The 16,800-nt window shown below is 67.6% G+C and carries 17 protein-coding genes and 1 pseudogene; 12 read left to right on the forward strand and 6 right to left on the reverse strand.

Features of this window, described 5'->3' with window-relative positions; genetic code table 11:
* Nucleotides 1-17 precede the first annotated feature (17 nt).
* Complete coding sequence (locus tag ACIP5Y_RS30695) at nucleotides 18-335, reverse strand: DUF222 domain-containing protein (RefSeq protein WP_400355319.1); 318 nt, start codon at nucleotides 333-335, stop codon at nucleotides 18-20.
* 75 nt (nucleotides 336-410) lie between these two features.
* Nucleotides 411-854 (reverse strand): winged helix-turn-helix transcriptional regulator, encoded by a 444-nt coding sequence (locus ACIP5Y_RS30700; protein ID WP_400355320.1) that lies wholly within the window; start codon nucleotides 852-854, stop codon nucleotides 411-413.
* A gap of 117 nt (nucleotides 855-971) precedes the next feature.
* Here ACIP5Y_RS30700 and ACIP5Y_RS30705 point away from each other — a divergent pair, with 117 nt between their 5' ends.
* Entirely contained in the window at nucleotides 972-1,844 is an 873-nt protein-coding gene (locus ACIP5Y_RS30705) for an aldo/keto reductase family oxidoreductase (RefSeq protein WP_400355879.1), read from the forward strand.
* Here the strand turns inward: ACIP5Y_RS30705 and ACIP5Y_RS30710 are convergent.
* Nucleotides 1,834-2,088 carry a hypothetical protein gene (locus tag ACIP5Y_RS30710; RefSeq protein WP_400355321.1) on the reverse strand — a complete coding sequence of 85 codons (255 nt, stop codon included), beginning with the start codon at nucleotides 2,086-2,088 and terminating at the stop codon, nucleotides 1,834-1,836. The two genes, ACIP5Y_RS30705 and ACIP5Y_RS30710, sit on opposite strands and share 11 nt — an antisense overlap.
* A 349-nt stretch (nucleotides 2,089-2,437) precedes the next feature.
* Between ACIP5Y_RS30710 and ACIP5Y_RS30715 the strand changes: the two genes are divergently transcribed.
* The 7 genes from ACIP5Y_RS30715 to ACIP5Y_RS30745 all read left to right on the forward strand — a co-directional run bounded on the left by ACIP5Y_RS30715 (nucleotide 2,438) and on the right by ACIP5Y_RS30745 (nucleotide 11,256).
* On the forward strand, nucleotides 2,438-3,652 hold the full coding sequence (locus ACIP5Y_RS30715; protein ID WP_400355322.1) for a hypothetical protein: 1,215 nt from the start codon (nucleotides 2,438-2,440) through the stop codon (nucleotides 3,650-3,652).
* 275 nt (nucleotides 3,653-3,927) lie between these two features.
* A complete protein-coding gene (locus ACIP5Y_RS30720; protein ID WP_400355324.1) occupies nucleotides 3,928-6,084 on the forward strand; it encodes a tetratricopeptide repeat protein in 2,157 nt (718 codons plus the stop codon).
* An 11-nt stretch (nucleotides 6,085-6,095) separates the two neighbouring features.
* Nucleotides 6,096-7,103: a PP2C family serine/threonine-protein phosphatase gene (locus ACIP5Y_RS30725; RefSeq protein ID WP_400355326.1), complete on the forward strand. Its 1,008-nt coding sequence runs from the start codon at nucleotides 6,096-6,098 to the stop codon at nucleotides 7,101-7,103.
* Between the two features lie 2 nt (nucleotides 7,104-7,105).
* Nucleotides 7,106-8,407, forward strand: coding sequence for a VWA domain-containing protein (locus ACIP5Y_RS30730; protein ID WP_400355328.1), 1,302 nt, complete (start codon nucleotides 7,106-7,108; stop codon nucleotides 8,405-8,407).
* A gap of 9 nt (nucleotides 8,408-8,416) precedes the next feature.
* Nucleotides 8,417-9,145, forward strand: a complete 729-nt coding sequence (locus tag ACIP5Y_RS30735) for an FHA domain-containing protein (protein WP_400355329.1) — start codon at nucleotides 8,417-8,419, stop codon at nucleotides 9,143-9,145.
* Nucleotides 9,146-9,160: 15 nt separating this feature from the next.
* Nucleotides 9,161-10,606, forward strand: a complete 1,446-nt coding sequence (locus ACIP5Y_RS30740) for a hypothetical protein (protein WP_400355331.1) — start codon at nucleotides 9,161-9,163, stop codon at nucleotides 10,604-10,606.
* Nucleotides 10,607-10,647: 41 nt separating this feature from the next.
* Entirely contained in the window at nucleotides 10,648-11,256 is a 609-nt protein-coding gene (locus ACIP5Y_RS30745; RefSeq protein WP_400355333.1) for a hypothetical protein, read from the forward strand.
* A gap of 67 nt (nucleotides 11,257-11,323) precedes the next feature.
* Here ACIP5Y_RS30745 and ACIP5Y_RS30750 read toward each other — a convergent pair whose 3' ends face one another.
* Nucleotides 11,324-12,343, reverse strand: a complete 1,020-nt coding sequence (locus ACIP5Y_RS30750; RefSeq protein ID WP_400355334.1) for a hypothetical protein — start codon at nucleotides 12,341-12,343, stop codon at nucleotides 11,324-11,326.
* A gap of 94 nt (nucleotides 12,344-12,437) precedes the next feature.
* On the opposite strand from ACIP5Y_RS30750, the gene ACIP5Y_RS30755 reads away from it, so the two are divergent.
* Both ACIP5Y_RS30755 and ACIP5Y_RS30760 read left to right on the forward strand, forming a co-directional pair.
* The gene (locus ACIP5Y_RS30755; RefSeq protein ID WP_400355336.1) at nucleotides 12,438-13,034 is read left to right on the forward strand and encodes a TetR/AcrR family transcriptional regulator; all 597 of its coding nucleotides are present in this window, start codon (nucleotides 12,438-12,440) and stop codon (nucleotides 13,032-13,034) included.
* A 408-nt stretch (nucleotides 13,035-13,442) separates the two neighbouring features.
* A complete protein-coding gene (locus ACIP5Y_RS30760) occupies nucleotides 13,443-13,883 on the forward strand; it encodes a hypothetical protein (RefSeq protein ID WP_400355338.1) in 441 nt (146 codons plus the stop codon).
* A gap of 151 nt (nucleotides 13,884-14,034) precedes the next feature.
* Here the strand turns inward: ACIP5Y_RS30760 and ACIP5Y_RS30765 are convergent.
* A pseudogene (locus tag ACIP5Y_RS30765) lies at nucleotides 14,035-14,286 on the reverse strand (cytochrome P450); the annotation flags it as partial.
* Nucleotides 14,287-14,348: 62 nt separating this feature from the next.
* Between ACIP5Y_RS30765 and ACIP5Y_RS30770 the strand changes: the two are divergent.
* On the forward strand, nucleotides 14,349-15,287 hold the full coding sequence (locus ACIP5Y_RS30770) for a MerR family transcriptional regulator (protein WP_400355340.1): 939 nt from the start codon (nucleotides 14,349-14,351) through the stop codon (nucleotides 15,285-15,287).
* Here the strand turns inward: ACIP5Y_RS30770 and ACIP5Y_RS30775 are convergent, their stop codons facing one another.
* Nucleotides 15,288-15,812, reverse strand: coding sequence for a DoxX family protein (locus tag ACIP5Y_RS30775; protein ID WP_400355341.1), 525 nt, complete (start codon nucleotides 15,810-15,812; stop codon nucleotides 15,288-15,290).
* Between the two features lie 207 nt (nucleotides 15,813-16,019).
* Here ACIP5Y_RS30775 and ACIP5Y_RS30780 point away from each other — a divergent pair, with 207 nt between their 5' ends.
* Nucleotides 16,020-16,796 (forward strand): hypothetical protein, encoded by a 777-nt coding sequence (locus ACIP5Y_RS30780; RefSeq protein ID WP_400355343.1) that lies wholly within the window; start codon nucleotides 16,020-16,022, stop codon nucleotides 16,794-16,796.
* The last annotated feature ends 4 nt before the right edge of the window (nucleotides 16,797-16,800 follow it).

Here is a 16,800-nt window from a genome sequence, read left to right on the forward strand (position 1 = left end):
AATGGTCGGGTTCGGCCTCAGCTTGCCGCCGCCAGCACCCTCCAGACCTTCCTGGAACGCGAACGGGCTTGCGGAGCCGTGTATTCGATTCGCCGGCGCGCTTCGTGGGCACTGATCCGCAGCAGATCAGTCAATAGCTCTACAGTGTCCCGATAGCCGGTGCCTGCGGCGAGGCCACGACGCTCGGCCTCGGCGACGGCCGCGCGCATGGCAGCATCCAGTCGCCTCCGGCGGCGTTCGGTTTCGACGAGGGTGCGCAGCAAATCGACATCGGCCAGTTCCGGCCATCCTGGTCCTGGAGCATCCGGCGCCGGCGCGGTCGAATGTATGTTCACGCGAGCCAGCCTACTTCATGTGTAGAACATATGTTCGATAATTCGGCTTGTGGGGCGTGTGTTGCGTTGAGTGGTTCAGCCGACGTGGGTGTCGTGTGCCGCGCGGTTGGTGAGTACTTCATCCATGTGCGCCTCGGCCCAGCCCTTGATCTCGCGGACCAACCGATGCAGTGAGAGGCCGAGGTCGGTCAGTTCGTAGGAGACCGTCACTGGCACGGTCGGTGTCGCGGTGCGGGTGATCAGACCATCTCGCTCCAGGGCGCGCAGGGTTTGGGTGAGCATCTTCTGGCTCACGCCTGCCAGCAGGCGCGACAGCTCCGAGTAGCGCATGGACCGTGGCTCACCGATGCAGGGGTCGTCGGGCCGAGGTGATCCGCCGCTGCCGAGCGCGGTCACGATCAGTGCGACCCATTTGTCGGAAATCCGTTCCAGCAGTTTGCGGCTCGGACATACCGCCAGGAAGGCGTCATATTCGGCCTTGGCCTGCGCTCGCTTCTGGGCTGCCGCCGTCGTTGCCATCAACTGCTCCTCCAACTTGCGGACGGTTACGCACTCTGAAGTGCCTACTTCCCAATAGGAAGTTACACGTCAATCATGGAGCAAGGCACCGACCAGCTCGACACGAAAGGTAGCGGTATGAACACTCCCTCCCCTTCACTTCCCGGCGGCACCTGGACCCTGGGCGACCTTGTCGTCACCCGGTTCGGTTACGGCGCAATGCAACTCGCCGGACCCGGGGTCATGGGTCCGCCCGTGGATCGCGACGGCGCGCTCGCTGTCCTACGTGAGGTCGTCGACCTCGGCATCACCCACATCGATACCGCCGACGCCTACGGGCCACGCGTCACCAATCAGCTGATCCGCGAAGCACTGCACCCTTACCCCGAATCGCTGCACATCGTGACCAAGGTCGGCGCGACCCGGGATTCGCAGGGCGGCTGGCCGCCGGCTCGGCGGCCCGAGGACCTCCGCCGCGCCGTCCACGAGAACCTGGCCACGCTCGGACTCGAGGTGCTCGACGTGGTCAACCTTCGGCTCGGCAATGCCGCAGGGCCACAGTCGGGTTCACTCGCAGAGCCGTTCGAGGCCCTCGCCGAACTCCAGCGGCGGGGGCTGATCCGCCACCTCGGTGTCAGCAACGCGACGGCCGAACAGGTCGCCGAGGCGCAGACGATCGCGCCGATCGTGTGTGTGCAGAACATGTACAACCTGGCCTACCGGCGAGACGACGAACTGATCGACACCCTCGCCGCGCAGGGCATCGCCTACGTACCCTTCTTCCCGCTCGGTGGCTTCAGCCCACTGCAGTCCGCGGCACTGTCGGCCGTCGCCGCCCGGTTGAACACGACGCCGATGTCGGTCGCCCTGGCCTGGTTGCTGCACCGATCACCGAACATCCTGCTGATCCCCGGCACCTCTTCGACGACCCACCTTCGCGAGAATCTCCTCGGTGCTGGATTGCCGCTCTCCGGCAAGGACATCGACGAACTGGAAAAGATCAGCCATTAGACGAGATGTGGTTCGCGGAGTCCTGGGTGAATGGCGCACCGTTCCAGTCTGCGACGCGCCGTTCCAGCTCGGGCCCGGCGATGCGGGCCATGAGGTCGAGCTCTGCGGGCCGAGCGTATCGGTGACGGGAGGTGCTGCGACGGTAGTGGTCGCCGTCGCGGGTGAAGTGGTGCGAGACGAGGATCTGTTCGGCCAAATCGACGGTGTCGAAGCCGAGATGCCGTTCGGAAACGTCGAACGGCACCGCGACCTGGCCGGGCCGCAGGAACCGTAGTGGCGGTCGCGCAGGTCCACAGTTCGCTGCTCGTCACGGACGGTCACTCTGCCGGGGCGGCGGGAGGCTGTCGATGTATTTACCTTTCGCTTCGAATCGTGCAGGCGGAGTTGCCGTGTCGAATCCGTGACAACGAATGTCTCCAGTATCACGTCTCGGCGGCGGGGCCTCCCTCTCCGCGCTGGTCGGGGGTTCAAGTAGCCCCTGACGTCGGGATACGTTCTAATACTTACGGTTTGTTTACGGTGCGGGGTGGCAGCATGTGCTGACGGGGATCGGTCCCGACCAGATTTGATTGCTTTGAACGACGGGGGTGCCAGTGCTGGCAATTGCCGAGGTCGATATGGCCTTGGCCCGGCTCGACGCCGATCGCTCCGAGATTTCGGTGAATCTCGTGGAGCTGGAGGATCATCCGGGGGTTCGGTTTCTGAACGAGGTTCCGCTGACCGGGGTCAGTGCGGATCGCTGGGCGGTTGCCCGGGTGCGGTTCGCCGATATCTGGGCGCAGTTCCGGCTTTTCGAGAGTGTGGTGGCGCAGGTGCATGCGGTGCGGTCGCGGCGGGGGCGGCCGGGGCAGGCCGAGCTGGCGGAGTTGACGCGGTTGCTGTGCGGGCCTTCGGTGGTGCTGGCGCCGCAGCCGATTCCGCTGGCGGAACGCGATCTCATCGGTCCCGCCGCGGTCAGCCGGTCGATGACGCTGGCCCAGTTGGTGGCGCAGATGACGGCGGCGTATCGCGAAGTGGTGCAGTTGGCTTCGACGGCGGACGCGGTGGCCTCGGCCTATCTGCCGGGGGTGGATCGGGCGAGCGCGCGGTTGCTGGAGGCCCGGCAGTTGGCCGCCGATCTACGGCTGGCCGATATCGGGCATCCGGTGCTGGTCCGGATCGATGCGGTGGAACGGCGGTTGAACACCGATCGCATGCTGGCCATGTCGGATCCGCTGGCGCTGGCGCAGCGGCAGCCGGACAGTTCCGATCCCACGGTGCTGAACCGCGAGATCGATGAACTGCAGGCCGTTCTGGAGGAGCTGCGCGGCCGCCGCGACAGCGTCACCGCACGGCTGACGGGCTTGACCGGTGAGCTGGACGCTGCCGCTACCGCCGAGAACGAGGCGCGGTCGGCGGCGGCCGTCACGGCCGCCAAGATCGCCGGTGCGACCGCTTCCCCCCTCGAACCCCTTGCTCCGCTGCGGGATCGGCTCAGCCACTTGCATGCTTCGGAGGAGCGGCACTGGACCCACGTCAACGATGATGTGGTGGCCCTGGCCCGGGATGTGGAGCGGGCGCGTTCCACCGCCGAGACGGCCCGCGACAACTCGCTCGCGCTGATCGACCGCCGCGATGAACTCCGCGGCCGGTTGGATGCGTATCGAGCCAAGGGCGCGCGGTTGCGCCTCAGCGAGGACGCCACCGTCGACGCCCGCTACCGGCGGGCATATGAGCTTTTGCACACTCCGCCATGCGATCTCGCCGCGGCCACCCGGGCCCTGGCCGAATATCAACAGGCGATCACCGAGAAGACGGCAACACGATGACCAAGTGCATGCGGCCGGACTGCGGCGGCACCATTCTGGACGGTTTCTGCGACGAATGCGGCCTCGCGCCCGCGCCGTCCGTACCGCTGACCCCGACCGGCCAGGGGACGAGCCCCGCCGGCTGGGGCGCGAATCCCACTGGGCGAGGCCCGGGCTCGAGTCCCGCGACCTCCGCCCTCGGGCAAGCGGGAGGACCCCCGGCCCACAATGGTTCCGCGGCGCCCAGCTCGCAAACCAGTGGATCGTCGTCCTACTCCTCCCCCTACTCAACGCCTTTGAGCGCCTCCACGCCGCAGTCCGGGATCTATCTCGGCTCCGGCCGGTCCGGCACGATGACCGGCGGTTCCTCCCGATCCGGCCGCCAGAGCCGCCGCGGTTCGAGCCGTTCCTCCTCCCGCTCCACGCGCACCGCGCGCTCGAGCCGCGGCCGCCTGGGCGCGGGCCTGGTATCGATTCCCCAAGTCCCGTATCGGGATCCGTCGACCGCCGTCATGTCCGACCCGCAGGTCCCGGAGCGGGAACGCTTCTGCAGCAACTGCGGTCAGCCCGTCGGCCGCGGCAAGGACAGTGCGCCGGGCCGCACCGAAGGATTCTGCAAGCAGTGCGGTACCGCGTATTCGTTCACGCCCAAGCTGGTTCCGGGTGACCTGGTGGCCGGCCAGTACGAGGTGCTGGGCTGTCTCGCCCACGGTGGCCTCGGCTGGATCTATCTGGCCCGCGACCGTAATGTCAGCGACCGCTGGGTGGTCCTGAAGGGCCTGCTGGACACCGGCGACGCCGATGCCATGGCGGCCGCCGTCGCGGAACGCCAGTTCCTGGCTACCGTCGAGCATCCGAATATCGTCAAGATCTTCAACTTCGTGAAGCATCCGGACCCCAAGACCCATGAGCCGGTCGGCTACATCGTCATGGAGTATGTCGGCGGCGCGTCGCTGAAAGAGCTGCGCTCGCAACGGGATGCGGTCGGCGCCCTGCAGCCGCTGCCGCTGGCCCAGGGTCTCGCCTACATTCTGGAGATCCTGCCCGCCATGGGCTACCTGCACGGCATGGATCTGCTCTACTGCGACTTCAAACCGGACAATATGATTCAGACCGAGGAGCAACTCAAGCTCATCGACCTGGGTGCGGTCCGGCATATGGACGACGAGGAGAGCGCCGGTTTCAAGACCGACGGCTACTGCGCGCCCGAGCTGGAAACCGAAGGCGCGTCGATCGAATCGGACCTGTTCACGGTGGCGCGCACGCTCGCGCTGCTGACCTTCAACTTCGATTACCGCACCGCCTACCGCTACACGCTGCCGCCGGACTCGGAAGTGCCGTTGCTGGCAATGTTCCCGTCCTACCGCCGTCTACTGGAGCGCGCGACCGCCACCGACCCGAACGAGCGTTTCGGCTCCGCCTCGGAAATGGCCGAGCAGGTCACCGGCGTGCTCCGCGAGGTGGTGGCCGCGCAGGACGGCATGCCCCGCCCCGCGGTATCGACCGTATTCAGCGGTGAGCGGCAGGCTTTCGGCACCGATCCGGCGCAGTGGCCCGCCATCCCCGATCCGGTGGTCATCGCGGCGGGCCTGCCGGTCCCCGTGGTCGACCCCACGGATCCGGCGGCCGGCTTCCTGGCCACCACCACGGTGGCGGATCCGAACCAGCTCATCGCGACGCTGCAGAATGCCCCGGTCTCCTCGCCCGAGGTGATCCTGGCGCTGGCCCGCACTCTCATCGAGGCCGGCCACGCGACCACCGCCCTGGAGCAGCTGGCCGAGTTCGAGCAGTCCGAGGACGCCGACTGGCGCATCACCTGGTATCGCGGCCTCGCCGCCCTGACACAACGCGATATGGCCACGGCCCGTGCGCATTTCGACACCATCTTCGGCATGCTCCCCGGCGAGTCCGCCGCGAAGCTGGCGCTGGCGGCGGCCACCGAATGCGCCGACGATCCGGACACGGCGGCCCGCCTGTACGAGCAGGTGTGGCGCACCGACAATGGTTTCGCCAGCGCCGCTTTCGGTTTGGTGCGCACCCGGCTGCAGACCCGGGATGTGGACGGCGCCATCGGGGCCGCCGAATCGGTGCCCGCGACCTCCAGTCACCATGTGGCGGCGCAACTGGCCGCGTTCGGCGCGCAGCTCGTGGGTGGTTCCGGTCAGCGCGCTCCCCGGTATCTGCAGGCGGCGGGCGACCGCCTGACCGCCCTGCCGCTGGATCCGGAGGCGAAGGCGTGGCGCAGTATCGCGGTCCTGGACGCCGCGCGCGAACTGGCGAGTGGCCAGCCGCAGAACGGCTTCACCGTGCTGGGCTGCCGTTTCGCCGATCGTGACCTGCGCCGTGAGCTGGAGGCGCAGTATCGGACCCTGGCGCGGTTGTCGTCGGACAAGCTGACGCGGCGGGATCTGGTGAACCAGGCCAATGCGGTACGGCCCGTGAGTTGGGTGTGAGGGGCAAGGGTGTGACGACAGTCGAGAGTGAACAGGTGACCGGCGCGTGTCCGGTCTGCGGTGAGCGTTTCGCGCCCGGGGACCGGTTCTGTGAATACTGCGGCAGCGCGCTGACCGCACAGTCCGCGGGTGAGCCCGTTGCGGCGCTATGCACTTCGTGCGGCGCGGGCCAATTGGACGCCGACGGGTTCTGCGGGGTGTGCGGTATGCGGGTACACGTCCCGGATCGCAGCGAGCTGGATCTGGGCGGCATTGTCGCCGCCGTGACCGATCTCGGAAAACGCCACGAGCACAATGAGGATGCGATGGCGTTGCGCCTGGTCGAGGGTGCGGTGGTGCTGGTCGTGTGCGACGGCGTCTCCTCCTCCGAGCACGCCGATGAGGCCGCGCAGCAGGCTGCCGTCTCGGCCGCCGACCGGCTGGTCGCGGAACTGGAGGCCGGAACCGATCCCGAGTCCGCTACCGCGGCGGCGGTCGCGGTGGCCGCGACGGCCGTGAGCGCGCTCGGTGACCGCAGTGAAAGCAGTCCCGCCTGCACATATGTATCGGCCGTGCTGACCGCCGCGGGCGTGACGGTCGGCTGGGTCGGTGACAGTCGCGCCTACTGGCTGGCGACCGATCCGTACGCAACGCCGTCGCAGTGCCTGACCACCGATGATTCGGTGGCCGCGGGTCTCATCGCCCTCGGCGTCACCGAGGAGCAGGCCATGTCGAGTCCCGGTGCGCACACCCTCACCGCCTGGCTGGGGGCCGATGCGGATCGCGTGGAGCCGCACGTGCACACCTTCGCCCCGGCCGGTCCGGGTGCGGTGCTGGTGTGCAGTGACGGCCTGTGGAACTACTTCTCCGCCGCCGATGCGCTGGCCGATCTGGCCCTCCCGTCCGCGGCGACGGCTCCGCTGGCCGCCGCCCACAATCTGGCCGATCTGGCGCTGGCCGCGGGCGGCGGCGACAACATCACCGTGGCTGTCGCGCCGTTCCCCGCAGCGTCCCTGCCTTCGACTCCGAGGATGAGCTGAATATGAACTCCCCCATCGGTTTCTCCATCGAAACCTTCCAGAACGAGTACGTGCCGGCGGGCGCGACCCGGATCAATGCCGTGGTCACCGTGACCGCGACGGGCGGCGCGGGCGATGCCCGCACCACCGGTTCGGGCGGGGCGGCCGAGGTGATCATCGTGGACTGCTCGGGCTCCATGGATCACAGTTACGGCAAGCTCGCCGCCGCCAAGAACGCCACGGCCGCAGCCATTTCGGCGGTGCGCGACGGTGTCGCGTTCGCGGTGGTCGCGGGCACCGATACCGCGCGCATGGTGTATCCGGTGACCCCGTCGCTGGTGCCCGCCGATCCGGGTCACAAGCAGAATGCGATCGCCGCCGTGCAGCAGTTGCGGGCCGGCGGCGGCACGGCCATCGGCAGCTGGTTGCGGCTGGCGCGGCAGATCTTCGGCGAGCGGGGCGGCATCAAGCACGCCATCCTGCTGACCGACGGCCGCGACGAACACGAGACCCAGCAGCAACTGGATGCCGAAATCGCCTCGTGCAGTGACGTTTTCGTCTGCGACTGCCGCGGCGTGGGCACGGACTGGGAGGTCGACGAGCTGCGCAAGATCTCCACCGCCCTGCTCGGCACCACCGATATCGTGGCGAATCCGGCCGATCTGGTGGCCGACTTCCAGGCGATGACCACCGCGGCCATGGGTAAGCAGGTCGCGGATGTGGCGCTGCGATTGTGGACGCCGCGCGGCGCGCAGGTGAAGTTCGTCAAGCAGGTCGCGCCGGATCTGCTGGATCTGACCGGTCGCCGCACCGAATCCGGTACGCAGGCGGGCGATTATCCGACCGGTTCGTGGGCCGGCGCGGAGAGCCGTGACTTCCACATCTGTATCGAGGTCGCGGCGGGCGGCGTGAACGATGTGATGCTGGCCGGGCGGGTGAGCCTGGTGCGGATCACCGGCGATCAGTCGGAGGTGCTGGGGCAGGGCCTGATCAAGGCCATCTGGACCGATGATGTGGTGCAGTCCAGCAAGATCAGCCCCGAGGTCGCGCACTACACCGGTCAGGCCGAACTGGCGGGCGTGATCCAGGAGGGTCTGGCGGCGCGGCGCAGCGGCGACCTCGACACCGCGACGAGCAAATTGGGCCGTGCGGTGCAGATTGCCGCGCAGTCCGGGAATGCCGATACCGCGAAGCTCCTGGAAGGCGTGGTGGACGTGCTCGACGCGCGCACCGGGACCGTGCGCCTGAAGTCCGCGGTGGCCAAGGCCGACGAGATGACCCTGGACACGCGGTCGACCAAAACCTCCCGCGTGCACAAGAAGTAGAGGGCTGCCATGGCTATCTGTCCGTCCGGGCACGACTCGGAGGCCACCGACTACTGCGATATCTGCGGGCTGCAGATTCGCTCGGGTGAATCAGCGCCGCCCGTAACGGAATCCGCGGCCGAGCCCTGCCCGGTGTGCGGTGAATCGCGCACGGGGCGATTCTGCGAGGGCTGCAGTTACGACTTCGTTGCGGGCGTACCGCCCGCCACTGCGGCGACGGCGGCTTCGACCGGAACGCTGACGGCGTCGACGCCCGCACCGGCGATGGTCGAAACCATGGCCGTGGCCACGCCGACCTTGCCGGACACCACTCCCCCGGCGGTCCAGGGTGTCACCGAATCAGCCTGGACGGCAACGGTTTCCGCGGATCGTATCTACTACGACACCATGCGCAGCGAGGACGACGATATCGAGTTCCCCGCCTACTGCCCCGAGCGGACGTTCCCGCTGCAGGGCGGGCAGGTGCGGGTGGGCCGGTACAGCGCCTCCAAGGGCATCGATCCCGAGATCGACCTCACCGGGCCGCCGCAGGATCCGGGCATTTCGCACCTGCACTTCCTGATCATCGCGCAGCCCGGAAACGGCTGGGCCGTCATCGATCTCGGGTCCACCAACGGCACCCGGATCAACGGCGCGGAGGATCCCATTCCGCACGGTACGACGGTGCCGCTGCACTCCGGCGACCGCATTCACCTCGGCGCATGGACCACGCTCACCGTGCTGTCCGCCGAAATCTAGAACTGGACACCCATCATGACCACGGTCATCAACCGTCCGCAGTCGGATCGCAAGGCGCTGCCGAACGTCCGCAACCTGCTGCCCACCCGCGCCGACACTCCGGGCTGGATCCGGTATCTGGCCATTGCCGTGGTCGTCGTCGCGCTGATCACCGCGCTGGTCATGGCGGCCGATGCGCGGTCGGCCCGCAATGGCGTCGGCGTGATCGGCGATCACACCGCGCCCACCGTGACCGCCACCGAGGACCTGTACTTCGCGCTCGCCGATATGGACGCACAGCTCGCGAATGTGCTGCTGGCGGGCGATGATCCGGCGCTGGCGAAGGTGCGGACCAGCGCGCTGGCCACCTACGATCAGCGCCGCACCCAGGTCGACGCCGACTTGCAGCAGGCCATGACCATCGCCACCAATGGCGATGCCGCCCAGCAGATCCGCAGCCTGCTCGACAAGTTCGGGCAGTACCAGAGCCAGGCCGCCGACACCCTGCAGCTGGCGAGCCTCGACCCCGCCCCGGCCGGGCAGCCGTCGGCGCGCACGCTCACCGCGTATCGGGCGGCGACCGGGATGGTGCCCGATCTGCTGAAGAGCGCACAGACGCTCGCCGACACCAATAGTGGGGTACTGAGCCAGGCGTACAACGACAGCGAGCACACCACGACCATGGCGCGATTGCGGATCGTGGTGCTCGGGCTGATCCTGCTGGCCGCGCTCATCGGCCTGCAACTATTGTTGCGGGTGGCGCTGCGCCGCCGCGTGAATCCCGCGCTCGCGGTGGGCACGCTGCTCGCGGCAGGTCTGCTGATCGGCGGTTTCGCCGCGAATTCGACCGCGGCACACCAGCTCACGGTCGCCAAGAAGGATGCCTTCGATTCCCTGCTGGCATTGCGGCAGGCGCGGGCGATCAGCTACGACGCCAATGCCGACGAGAGCCGCTATCTGCTCGATCCGCAGAATGCGGCGGTCTACGAGAAGTCGTTCTACGACAAGTCGCAGCAGCTGGCCGGCGTATCGGCGACCGGGATCGGCAATTACGCGTCCGCCCTGGACCAGGCGATCGCCGCGAATCCGGGGAGCAAGGCGAATGCGCTGACCAAGGATTCATTCCTCGGACAGGAGCTGCGCAACATCACCTTCCCGGGTGAGGGCGAGGCCGCGGCCGACAGCCTGCTGGGCTACCAGAAGTACATCCACGACGACGCCCAGATCCGTGCACTCGACCACAATGGCGACCTGACCGGCGCCATCGCCCTGGACACCGGCGCATCCAACACCGATTTCGGTGGATACGACACCGCCCTGCAGAACACCATCGGAATCAATCAGAAGGCTTTCGACAAGGCGATCTCCGACAGCGAGAACGCCCTGTCCGGCTGGAATGCCCTGCTGCCGTACGGCGGCATGGTGGTGCTGGCGGTACTGGTCCTGGTCGGTGTGCGGCCGCGGCTCGCCGAGTACCGCTGACCCGGCGTGGCCGGAATCCGGAAGTCGATCATGATGGTTCCGTGCCTGCTTTCACCGCCATCACCCCCGCCGGACTGATCGACCTGGTCGCCGAGCGTGCGACCGGCCTGCCGGGCTATGCGGTGATCGCGGTCGATGGAGCCGATGCCGCCGAGCCGGTGTCGTTCGCGCGCACCGTCGCCGAACGACTCCGGACCGGCGGCCGGGCGGCCGAGGTGGTGTCCCTGCACGATTTCGTGCGGCCCGCGTCGGTACGCCTGGAATACGACCGCGAGAGCGAATTCAGTTACCGCACAGCCTGGTTCGACTACGAGGGACTGACCCGCGAGGTGCTGACACCCCTGCACCGCGACGGCCGCTGGCTGCCCGCACTGTGGGACGAGAGCGCCGACCGCTCCGCCCGCGCGCGTATTCGCACGGCCGCGGCAGGCACCGTGCTACTGGTGGCCGGACCCATGCTGCTCGGCCGCGGCCTGGCCTTCGATCTCACTGTGTCCCTGCGCATGTCGGAGGCCGCGCTACGCCGCCGGACCGCACCCGAGGATGGGTTCACCGTTACGGCGCTGAGCGAACATCGAAACGGCGGTGACGAACCCGACATCGTCGTCGCGTGGGACCATCCGGACCGGCCGGCGGTTCGCGCGAACTGATCGGATGTCCCGTCTGCTCGCGCGAAGCAGAAGCATCGGCCGGCGACGACAGTGCCGATCGCGCCGGTCAGCGGGGCCGGTTCGCCAGGGCCGTGAAGGCCAGCTTCGGCTCCCATTCCTTCGCGGCGCCGTCGACACTGTCGAAGACCTTCACCAATCCCCCACTGGCCTGGTCCAAGTCGAGCACCGGGTCCTCGCGATGAACCAGATCGGGGCGCGCGAAGCAGTACCAGAAGGCGGTGTCGATCCCGGCGCTGTCGAGAATGTCCAGCATCTCCAGCAGATGCGCGGCCTGTCCGGCTTCGTCGCGTGTGTAGACGCCGTCGAGGCGCACTGGCGTCCACGTCCGCTCATCCCATTCGATGATGTCCGCGCCGGTATCCGCGCGGTCGACGGCGCCCGCATAGGCCACGCAGCCGAATTCGGTGACGGCCACCGGTTTTCCGAGTTCTGCGCCTCGGTCGGCGTAGGCGCGCATGAGGTCCGGATACTGGCCGGCCAGTGCCGCCGATCGATAGCCGGCGTCGGTGGCGAGTATGTCGAACGGTTCCCAGTTCACGCGTTCGAAGGGCAGGCATGCGTAGGTGAGCTTGCCGTTGAAGCGTGCTCGCGCGATCTTCGCCGCGCGGGCGAGGAATTCGTTGAATCGGCCGGGTAGCTGCGCCATCGCGGCTTGCCCTGCCGGGGTTCGCAGCGCGGCCGCCCGTTCATGGAATTCGTCGCCGGGGAAGAAGCCGTGGACGAACAGGCTCAGTTCGGAGCCCACCGCCAGCACCACGTCCGCACCCTGAATCCGCAGACGTTCAGCGAATTCCGCGAGATCGGCGACGAGTTCGAGCAGTTCGTCCTCGGTGACGCCATTGACGAACGGGCAGATCCACACTTCCAGTCCCGCGTCCGCGGCGAGTGCGGCAGCCTGTTTCAGCCGTGCCGCATGGCCGCCGGTGATGCGGACCGCGTCGCAGTGCAGGTCGTCGCGGATGGCGCGCATATCGCGCAGTACCGCGTCCGGGTCGAACGGTTCGTGGGTGGTGTTGCCGCCGTCATGGACGAAGCCGGTGTCATAGCACACGCCGATGGCACGCATCGGTACCTCCTTGGATCAGTAAGGTACTTCGAGTACCTTAGATCCGACCATAGCGGCGTCCACCACCCCTTCGCAAGGTACGATCAGTACCGTTATGACCGAGCCCGCAAAATCCGCCCGCCGCCGCGGCCCCGCCCTCGAACAGGCCATCCTGCGCGCGGCCGCCGACGAACTCCTCGAATCCGGCTACCCGGGCATGACCATGGACAGCGTCGCCAAACGCGCCGGCACCAACAAGAACGCCATCTACCGCCGCTGGCCCCACCGCCCCGCCCTCGGCGTCGCCGCCTACAAACTCCTCACCACCACCGCCCTCGACCTCCCCGACACCGGCGACCTCCGCACCGATGCTCTGGAGCTATTGCGCCGAGCCAACTCCCACCTCGCCTCCCCGCTCGGCGAAATCCTCCGCAGCCTGCTCTCCCAATTGACCCAGGAGCCCGAACTCCTGGCCCAGCTCCGCGAACAGTCCGGCACCGATGGCGCCCGCCCCTGGCTCACCATCCTCGACCGCGCCATCGCCCGCGGCCAAGCCCCCGCCGCCGCCCGCCACCCGCGCACCGCCACCGTCCCGATCGACTTGTTACGCAACGAATTCGTCACCCGAGGCGTCCCCACCGTCCCCGACGAAATCCTCACCGAAATCATCGACACCATCTACCTCCCCCTCCTCCGCGGCTACCGCCCCTGAACCGCGCCTCGCAGCGGCGGAACCATCGCGACACTCCCCACTCTGCTCGGCACTCTGACCGAAAACGTCGACCACAGGTGACCAGCGGTGATCAACTGGGGCGCAGTGGTCTGTAGGTCTGCGACCCGGGCGGTTATCGTTGTTTCGTCACGTGGGTGATGGAGTGCGGGCCGGCGCCGGAACTTCGCGGGACAGGGCAGGGAACGAGTGTGGCGGTCCTGAGGGAGAATACGGGCGTGAGCGACGTAAGCAGGAAGAAGTTCAGAGATCAGCTCGGGGTACCGGCGGTCGTAGAGCCGACGGGTGCCGCGACACCTGTCGGGGGCTAGCTCGATGTCCGACCGGGAAGTGCCGGGACCGGGATCCTTGCCGGGACCCGGGGGAAACAGGTTCGATGCGGTCGAGCGCTTGCGTAAGAAGCTGGAAAGTCTGCGAGCCGCCGAGGCCGCCGCACCCGAACCGGGAGACGCGAAACTCACCCGGCTGCCGCGCCGGCCACGCCGCATGACCGAAGACGTCAATGAGCCACCCCACAAGACCTGGCGGCCGGACGGCACCTCCGTCTACGACCCCGCACCGACCAGGCCCGTACTGCGCTCGGAACTGCAGCGCGAGACCGGATGGTGGCCGATCGACCCCGGCGCGGCCCGCCACACCGCCCCGGAAACCGATCCGGCCGGACCCGACCAGGACGGCAGCGTCATCGATCTCGACGCGCTGCGGCGGAAGCGCGCCGGCGACGCCCCGACCACCGGCATCCGGCGCATTGCCAAGCCGCGCCGAATCAGCCCCAGCACCAGCGAGGAATCCAGCGAACAGGACAAAGGCCGCAACAGCGACCCCGATTGACCCGGCCGGTTCGCCGAGCTACTCGGCCGAGAAGGCGATCGTCCATCGCGCGTCGTCCGACCAGGTGACCGGAAGTTCGTGCACGCCATAGATATTCATGTCCGTCCTGAGCTTCACCCGGTCGGCGGGCACGGCCAATTCGATAGCGCAGGAGTTCCTCGACAGTGAGGTCGTCCTGGCGGGCCAGATCGGACAGGATGTCCTCACCCGGTGTCGCACGTTTACCCTTCATGCGTTTCACCGTGAAAGCTCCGGTGAGCCTGCGCCGCAGCCGCGTATGGTCCGGCGGATCCATGGCGATGAACAGGCCCCGCGCCTGCGGAGACGGCTCGGTCTGGACGGGCATGCCGGGAATCTCGTACGGCACATGGATGACGCCGAGGTCCTGGCGCGAGCTGACACGAACCTGACACGACGGAAAGCGGGCTTGAGTCTCCATCAAGGGGAGACAGCAAGGTGGGATGCATGGACGACGAGACGCTCTTCACGATCGGGGCCCTGGCCGAACGAACCGGCTTGACGGTCAAGACGATTCGGTTCTACTCCGATCGCGGGATCGTCCCGCCGACCGATTACAGCTCCGGCGGCTATCGCCTCTACGACATCGACGCGCTGGCGCGCCTGCAACTGGTTCGCACCCTGCGAGAACTCGGCATCGACCTCGGCACCATCGGGCGGGTACTCGCCCGCGAGGCTTCGGTTCCCGAGGTGGCGGCGGCCCACGCCGACGCCCTCGACGTGCAGATCCGAATCCTGCGCGCGCAGCGAGCCGTATTGCGGGCGGTCGCCGAACGGGGATCGGATCGACAGGAAATGGATCTCATGCACAAGCTTGTCCGGCTCTCCGCGACCGAACGCGAACGCCTCGTCAACGATTTCATCGACGACACCTTCGGCCGCGTCGACGCCAACCCCGAACTGGTCGAAATGCTGCGCACCAGCCTGCCCGAACTGCCCGAGGATCCCACCATCGAGCAGACCGAGGCCTGGATGAATCTGGTGGAACTGGTGCAGGACAACGACTTCCGCGCCGCGGTCCGGCGCATGGCCGAATACCAGGCCCGGGAACGCGCCGACGGCGACGATACCGGCCTGCACACCGACCTCACCGGCGCCGTGCGCGAGCAGGTCGGGCACGCGCTCACCGCGGGCATCGCCCCGGAATCCGCGGACGGCGGCGTGATCGTCACCGCCCTCGCCACCGCGTACGCGCACACCTTCGGCCGGCCCGATGACACCGCACTGCGCGACTGGATCCGGGAACGCCTCGAGGTGGCGAACGAACCGCGCGTGGAACGTTATTGGCGGCTGGTCTCGGTGATCAACGGCTGGCCGGAGCTGCCCGACCTGGCACCGCTGTTCACCTGGTTCGCGGCCGGACTCCGGGCGCATCCGGACCGGTAGTCATTTCAGGGCGAGGGTGATCAGTGCGGCGGCCATCGCCAGAGCCAGCGCACCGATCGCCCATCGGACGCCGCTACGCGCCCACGGCCGTCCGTGGTCGAGGGAGTAGCGGCCCGGCCCTGTGCACGCGAGCACCGCCGCGGCAACGGCGAACAGCAGCGCGCCCTCGTATCCCATGAGGCCGCTGTGCCAGGTCACGTGCATGGCATTGATCATGGTGCCGATGGCGATGGCCGCGCCGAGCGGTGTGAGCAGCCCGAGCAACAGCAAGGCCCCGCCGGTGGTTTCGCACAGACCGGCCAGGGTGCCGAATACCGTGCCGGGGTGATAGCCCAACTTCTCGAAGCCGGCGGTGGTGCGATGCCAGCCCGCCCCGTTGAACCAGCCGAACAGTTTCTGAGTGCCGTGCACGAACATCAGCCCACCGAAGAACACCCGCAACACCAGCAACCCGACATTGACGCCGAGCGCGTCGGTGCCCGCGGTGAAATCGGTGGCACCGCGCGCGGTGAGGTCGGTGGTCATGGCTATACCAGTTCGGTCGAGCGAGATCCGGAAGGAGTCTGTCCCTTGAATTACGACAGCGGGCCCCGCCCGGTTCACCCGATCGGCGATTGTGTCTTTCCGTGCCACTCTCACCGGATCCCATGATCGGCCGACCGGCCCGGCGCAGACTCGGGTCGAGCGCGCGGTGCAGCCTCCGCGCGCCGAGCGCTAAGGACCGTGAACAGCATGACCACATCCGAGCCCGACTCCGGAGCAACCCCCGAAGCCCCACCCATGGATCCGGAAACCGAGCCGATACCCTTCACCGAAACACCACAGGCGCAACAGCATTCGAAAGACTGGGCGGAAACCTTCGAACTCCGGCGACGGGCCGGAGTCGAACGGGCGCAGAAGATAGCCGAGGCGGCCGCCGCCCTGAAGATCCCGCTCTCGGCCCTGGCGAGCAAGAATCGCGAAAACCGCAACGACCAGGCCCTGGAGATCTTCGACACCGCCTACACCACGCAACGCGTCAGCCACACCGACACCCGCACCGGTATGACCTGGTCGCACAAGACACGCTGGAACAAGGCCGCCGACCAGACCTCCTACTATCTGAACACCCCACAACCCAGCCAGAATCGCATCTTCTCCTGGCAACTACAGCGTGAGCCCGGGGAGCCGCTGCGCGTCTCCGACATCTTCTACCTGCAGTATCTGCGCGGCTCCACGCAGCCGAACCAGTTGCAGCCCTTGCGCTACATCCGTCAGCAGCAGGCGTATTCCGAATCGATCCAACCGGTCTACGATCACCTGCGCTACACCAACCCGAAGAATGACGGCAGCGTCCCGTCGACCACGTACCCCGCCGGTTCGGCCACCTACTTCGCCCTGCTGGGCACCTCCAACGGCGCCGGCCCGGCCTATCTCGTCATCGACTGGGCACGGGAGCTGGGCATCACGGGTATCGGCGCCATCGAGGTGGACCGGGACCTGAACCTGTATTTCCATTTCTCGCAGTAACCGC

It is taken from the genome of Nocardia sp. NPDC088792, assembly GCF_044750615.1.
Lineage (GTDB): Bacteria > Actinomycetota > Actinomycetes > Mycobacteriales > Mycobacteriaceae > Nocardia.

Excerpts from the sequence above, each read along its gene's own strand:
- ACIP5Y_RS30700 (WP_400355320.1), bottom strand. The coding sequence starts at position 854 with ATGGCAACGACGGCGGCAGCCCAGAAGCGAGCGCAGGCCAAGGCCGAA.
- ACIP5Y_RS30705 (WP_400355879.1), top strand. The coding sequence starts at position 972 with ATGAACACTCCCTCCCCTTCACTTCCCGGCGGCACCTGGACCCTGGGC.
- ACIP5Y_RS30730 (WP_400355328.1), top strand. The coding sequence starts at position 7,106 with ATGAACTCCCCCATCGGTTTCTCCATCGAAACCTTCCAGAACGAGTAC.
- ACIP5Y_RS30735 (WP_400355329.1), top strand. The coding sequence starts at position 8,417 with ATGGCTATCTGTCCGTCCGGGCACGACTCGGAGGCCACCGACTACTGC.
- ACIP5Y_RS30740 (WP_400355331.1), top strand. The coding sequence starts at position 9,161 with ATGACCACGGTCATCAACCGTCCGCAGTCGGATCGCAAGGCGCTGCCG.
- ACIP5Y_RS30750 (WP_400355334.1), bottom strand. The coding sequence starts at position 12,343 with ATGCGTGCCATCGGCGTGTGCTATGACACCGGCTTCGTCCATGACGGC.
- ACIP5Y_RS30755 (WP_400355336.1), top strand. The coding sequence starts at position 12,438 with ATGACCGAGCCCGCAAAATCCGCCCGCCGCCGCGGCCCCGCCCTCGAA.
- ACIP5Y_RS30770 (WP_400355340.1), top strand. The coding sequence starts at position 14,349 with ATGGACGACGAGACGCTCTTCACGATCGGGGCCCTGGCCGAACGAACC.
- ACIP5Y_RS30775 (WP_400355341.1), bottom strand. The coding sequence starts at position 15,812 with ATGACCACCGACCTCACCGCGCGCGGTGCCACCGATTTCACCGCGGGC.
- ACIP5Y_RS30780 (WP_400355343.1), top strand. The coding sequence starts at position 16,020 with ATGACCACATCCGAGCCCGACTCCGGAGCAACCCCCGAAGCCCCACCC.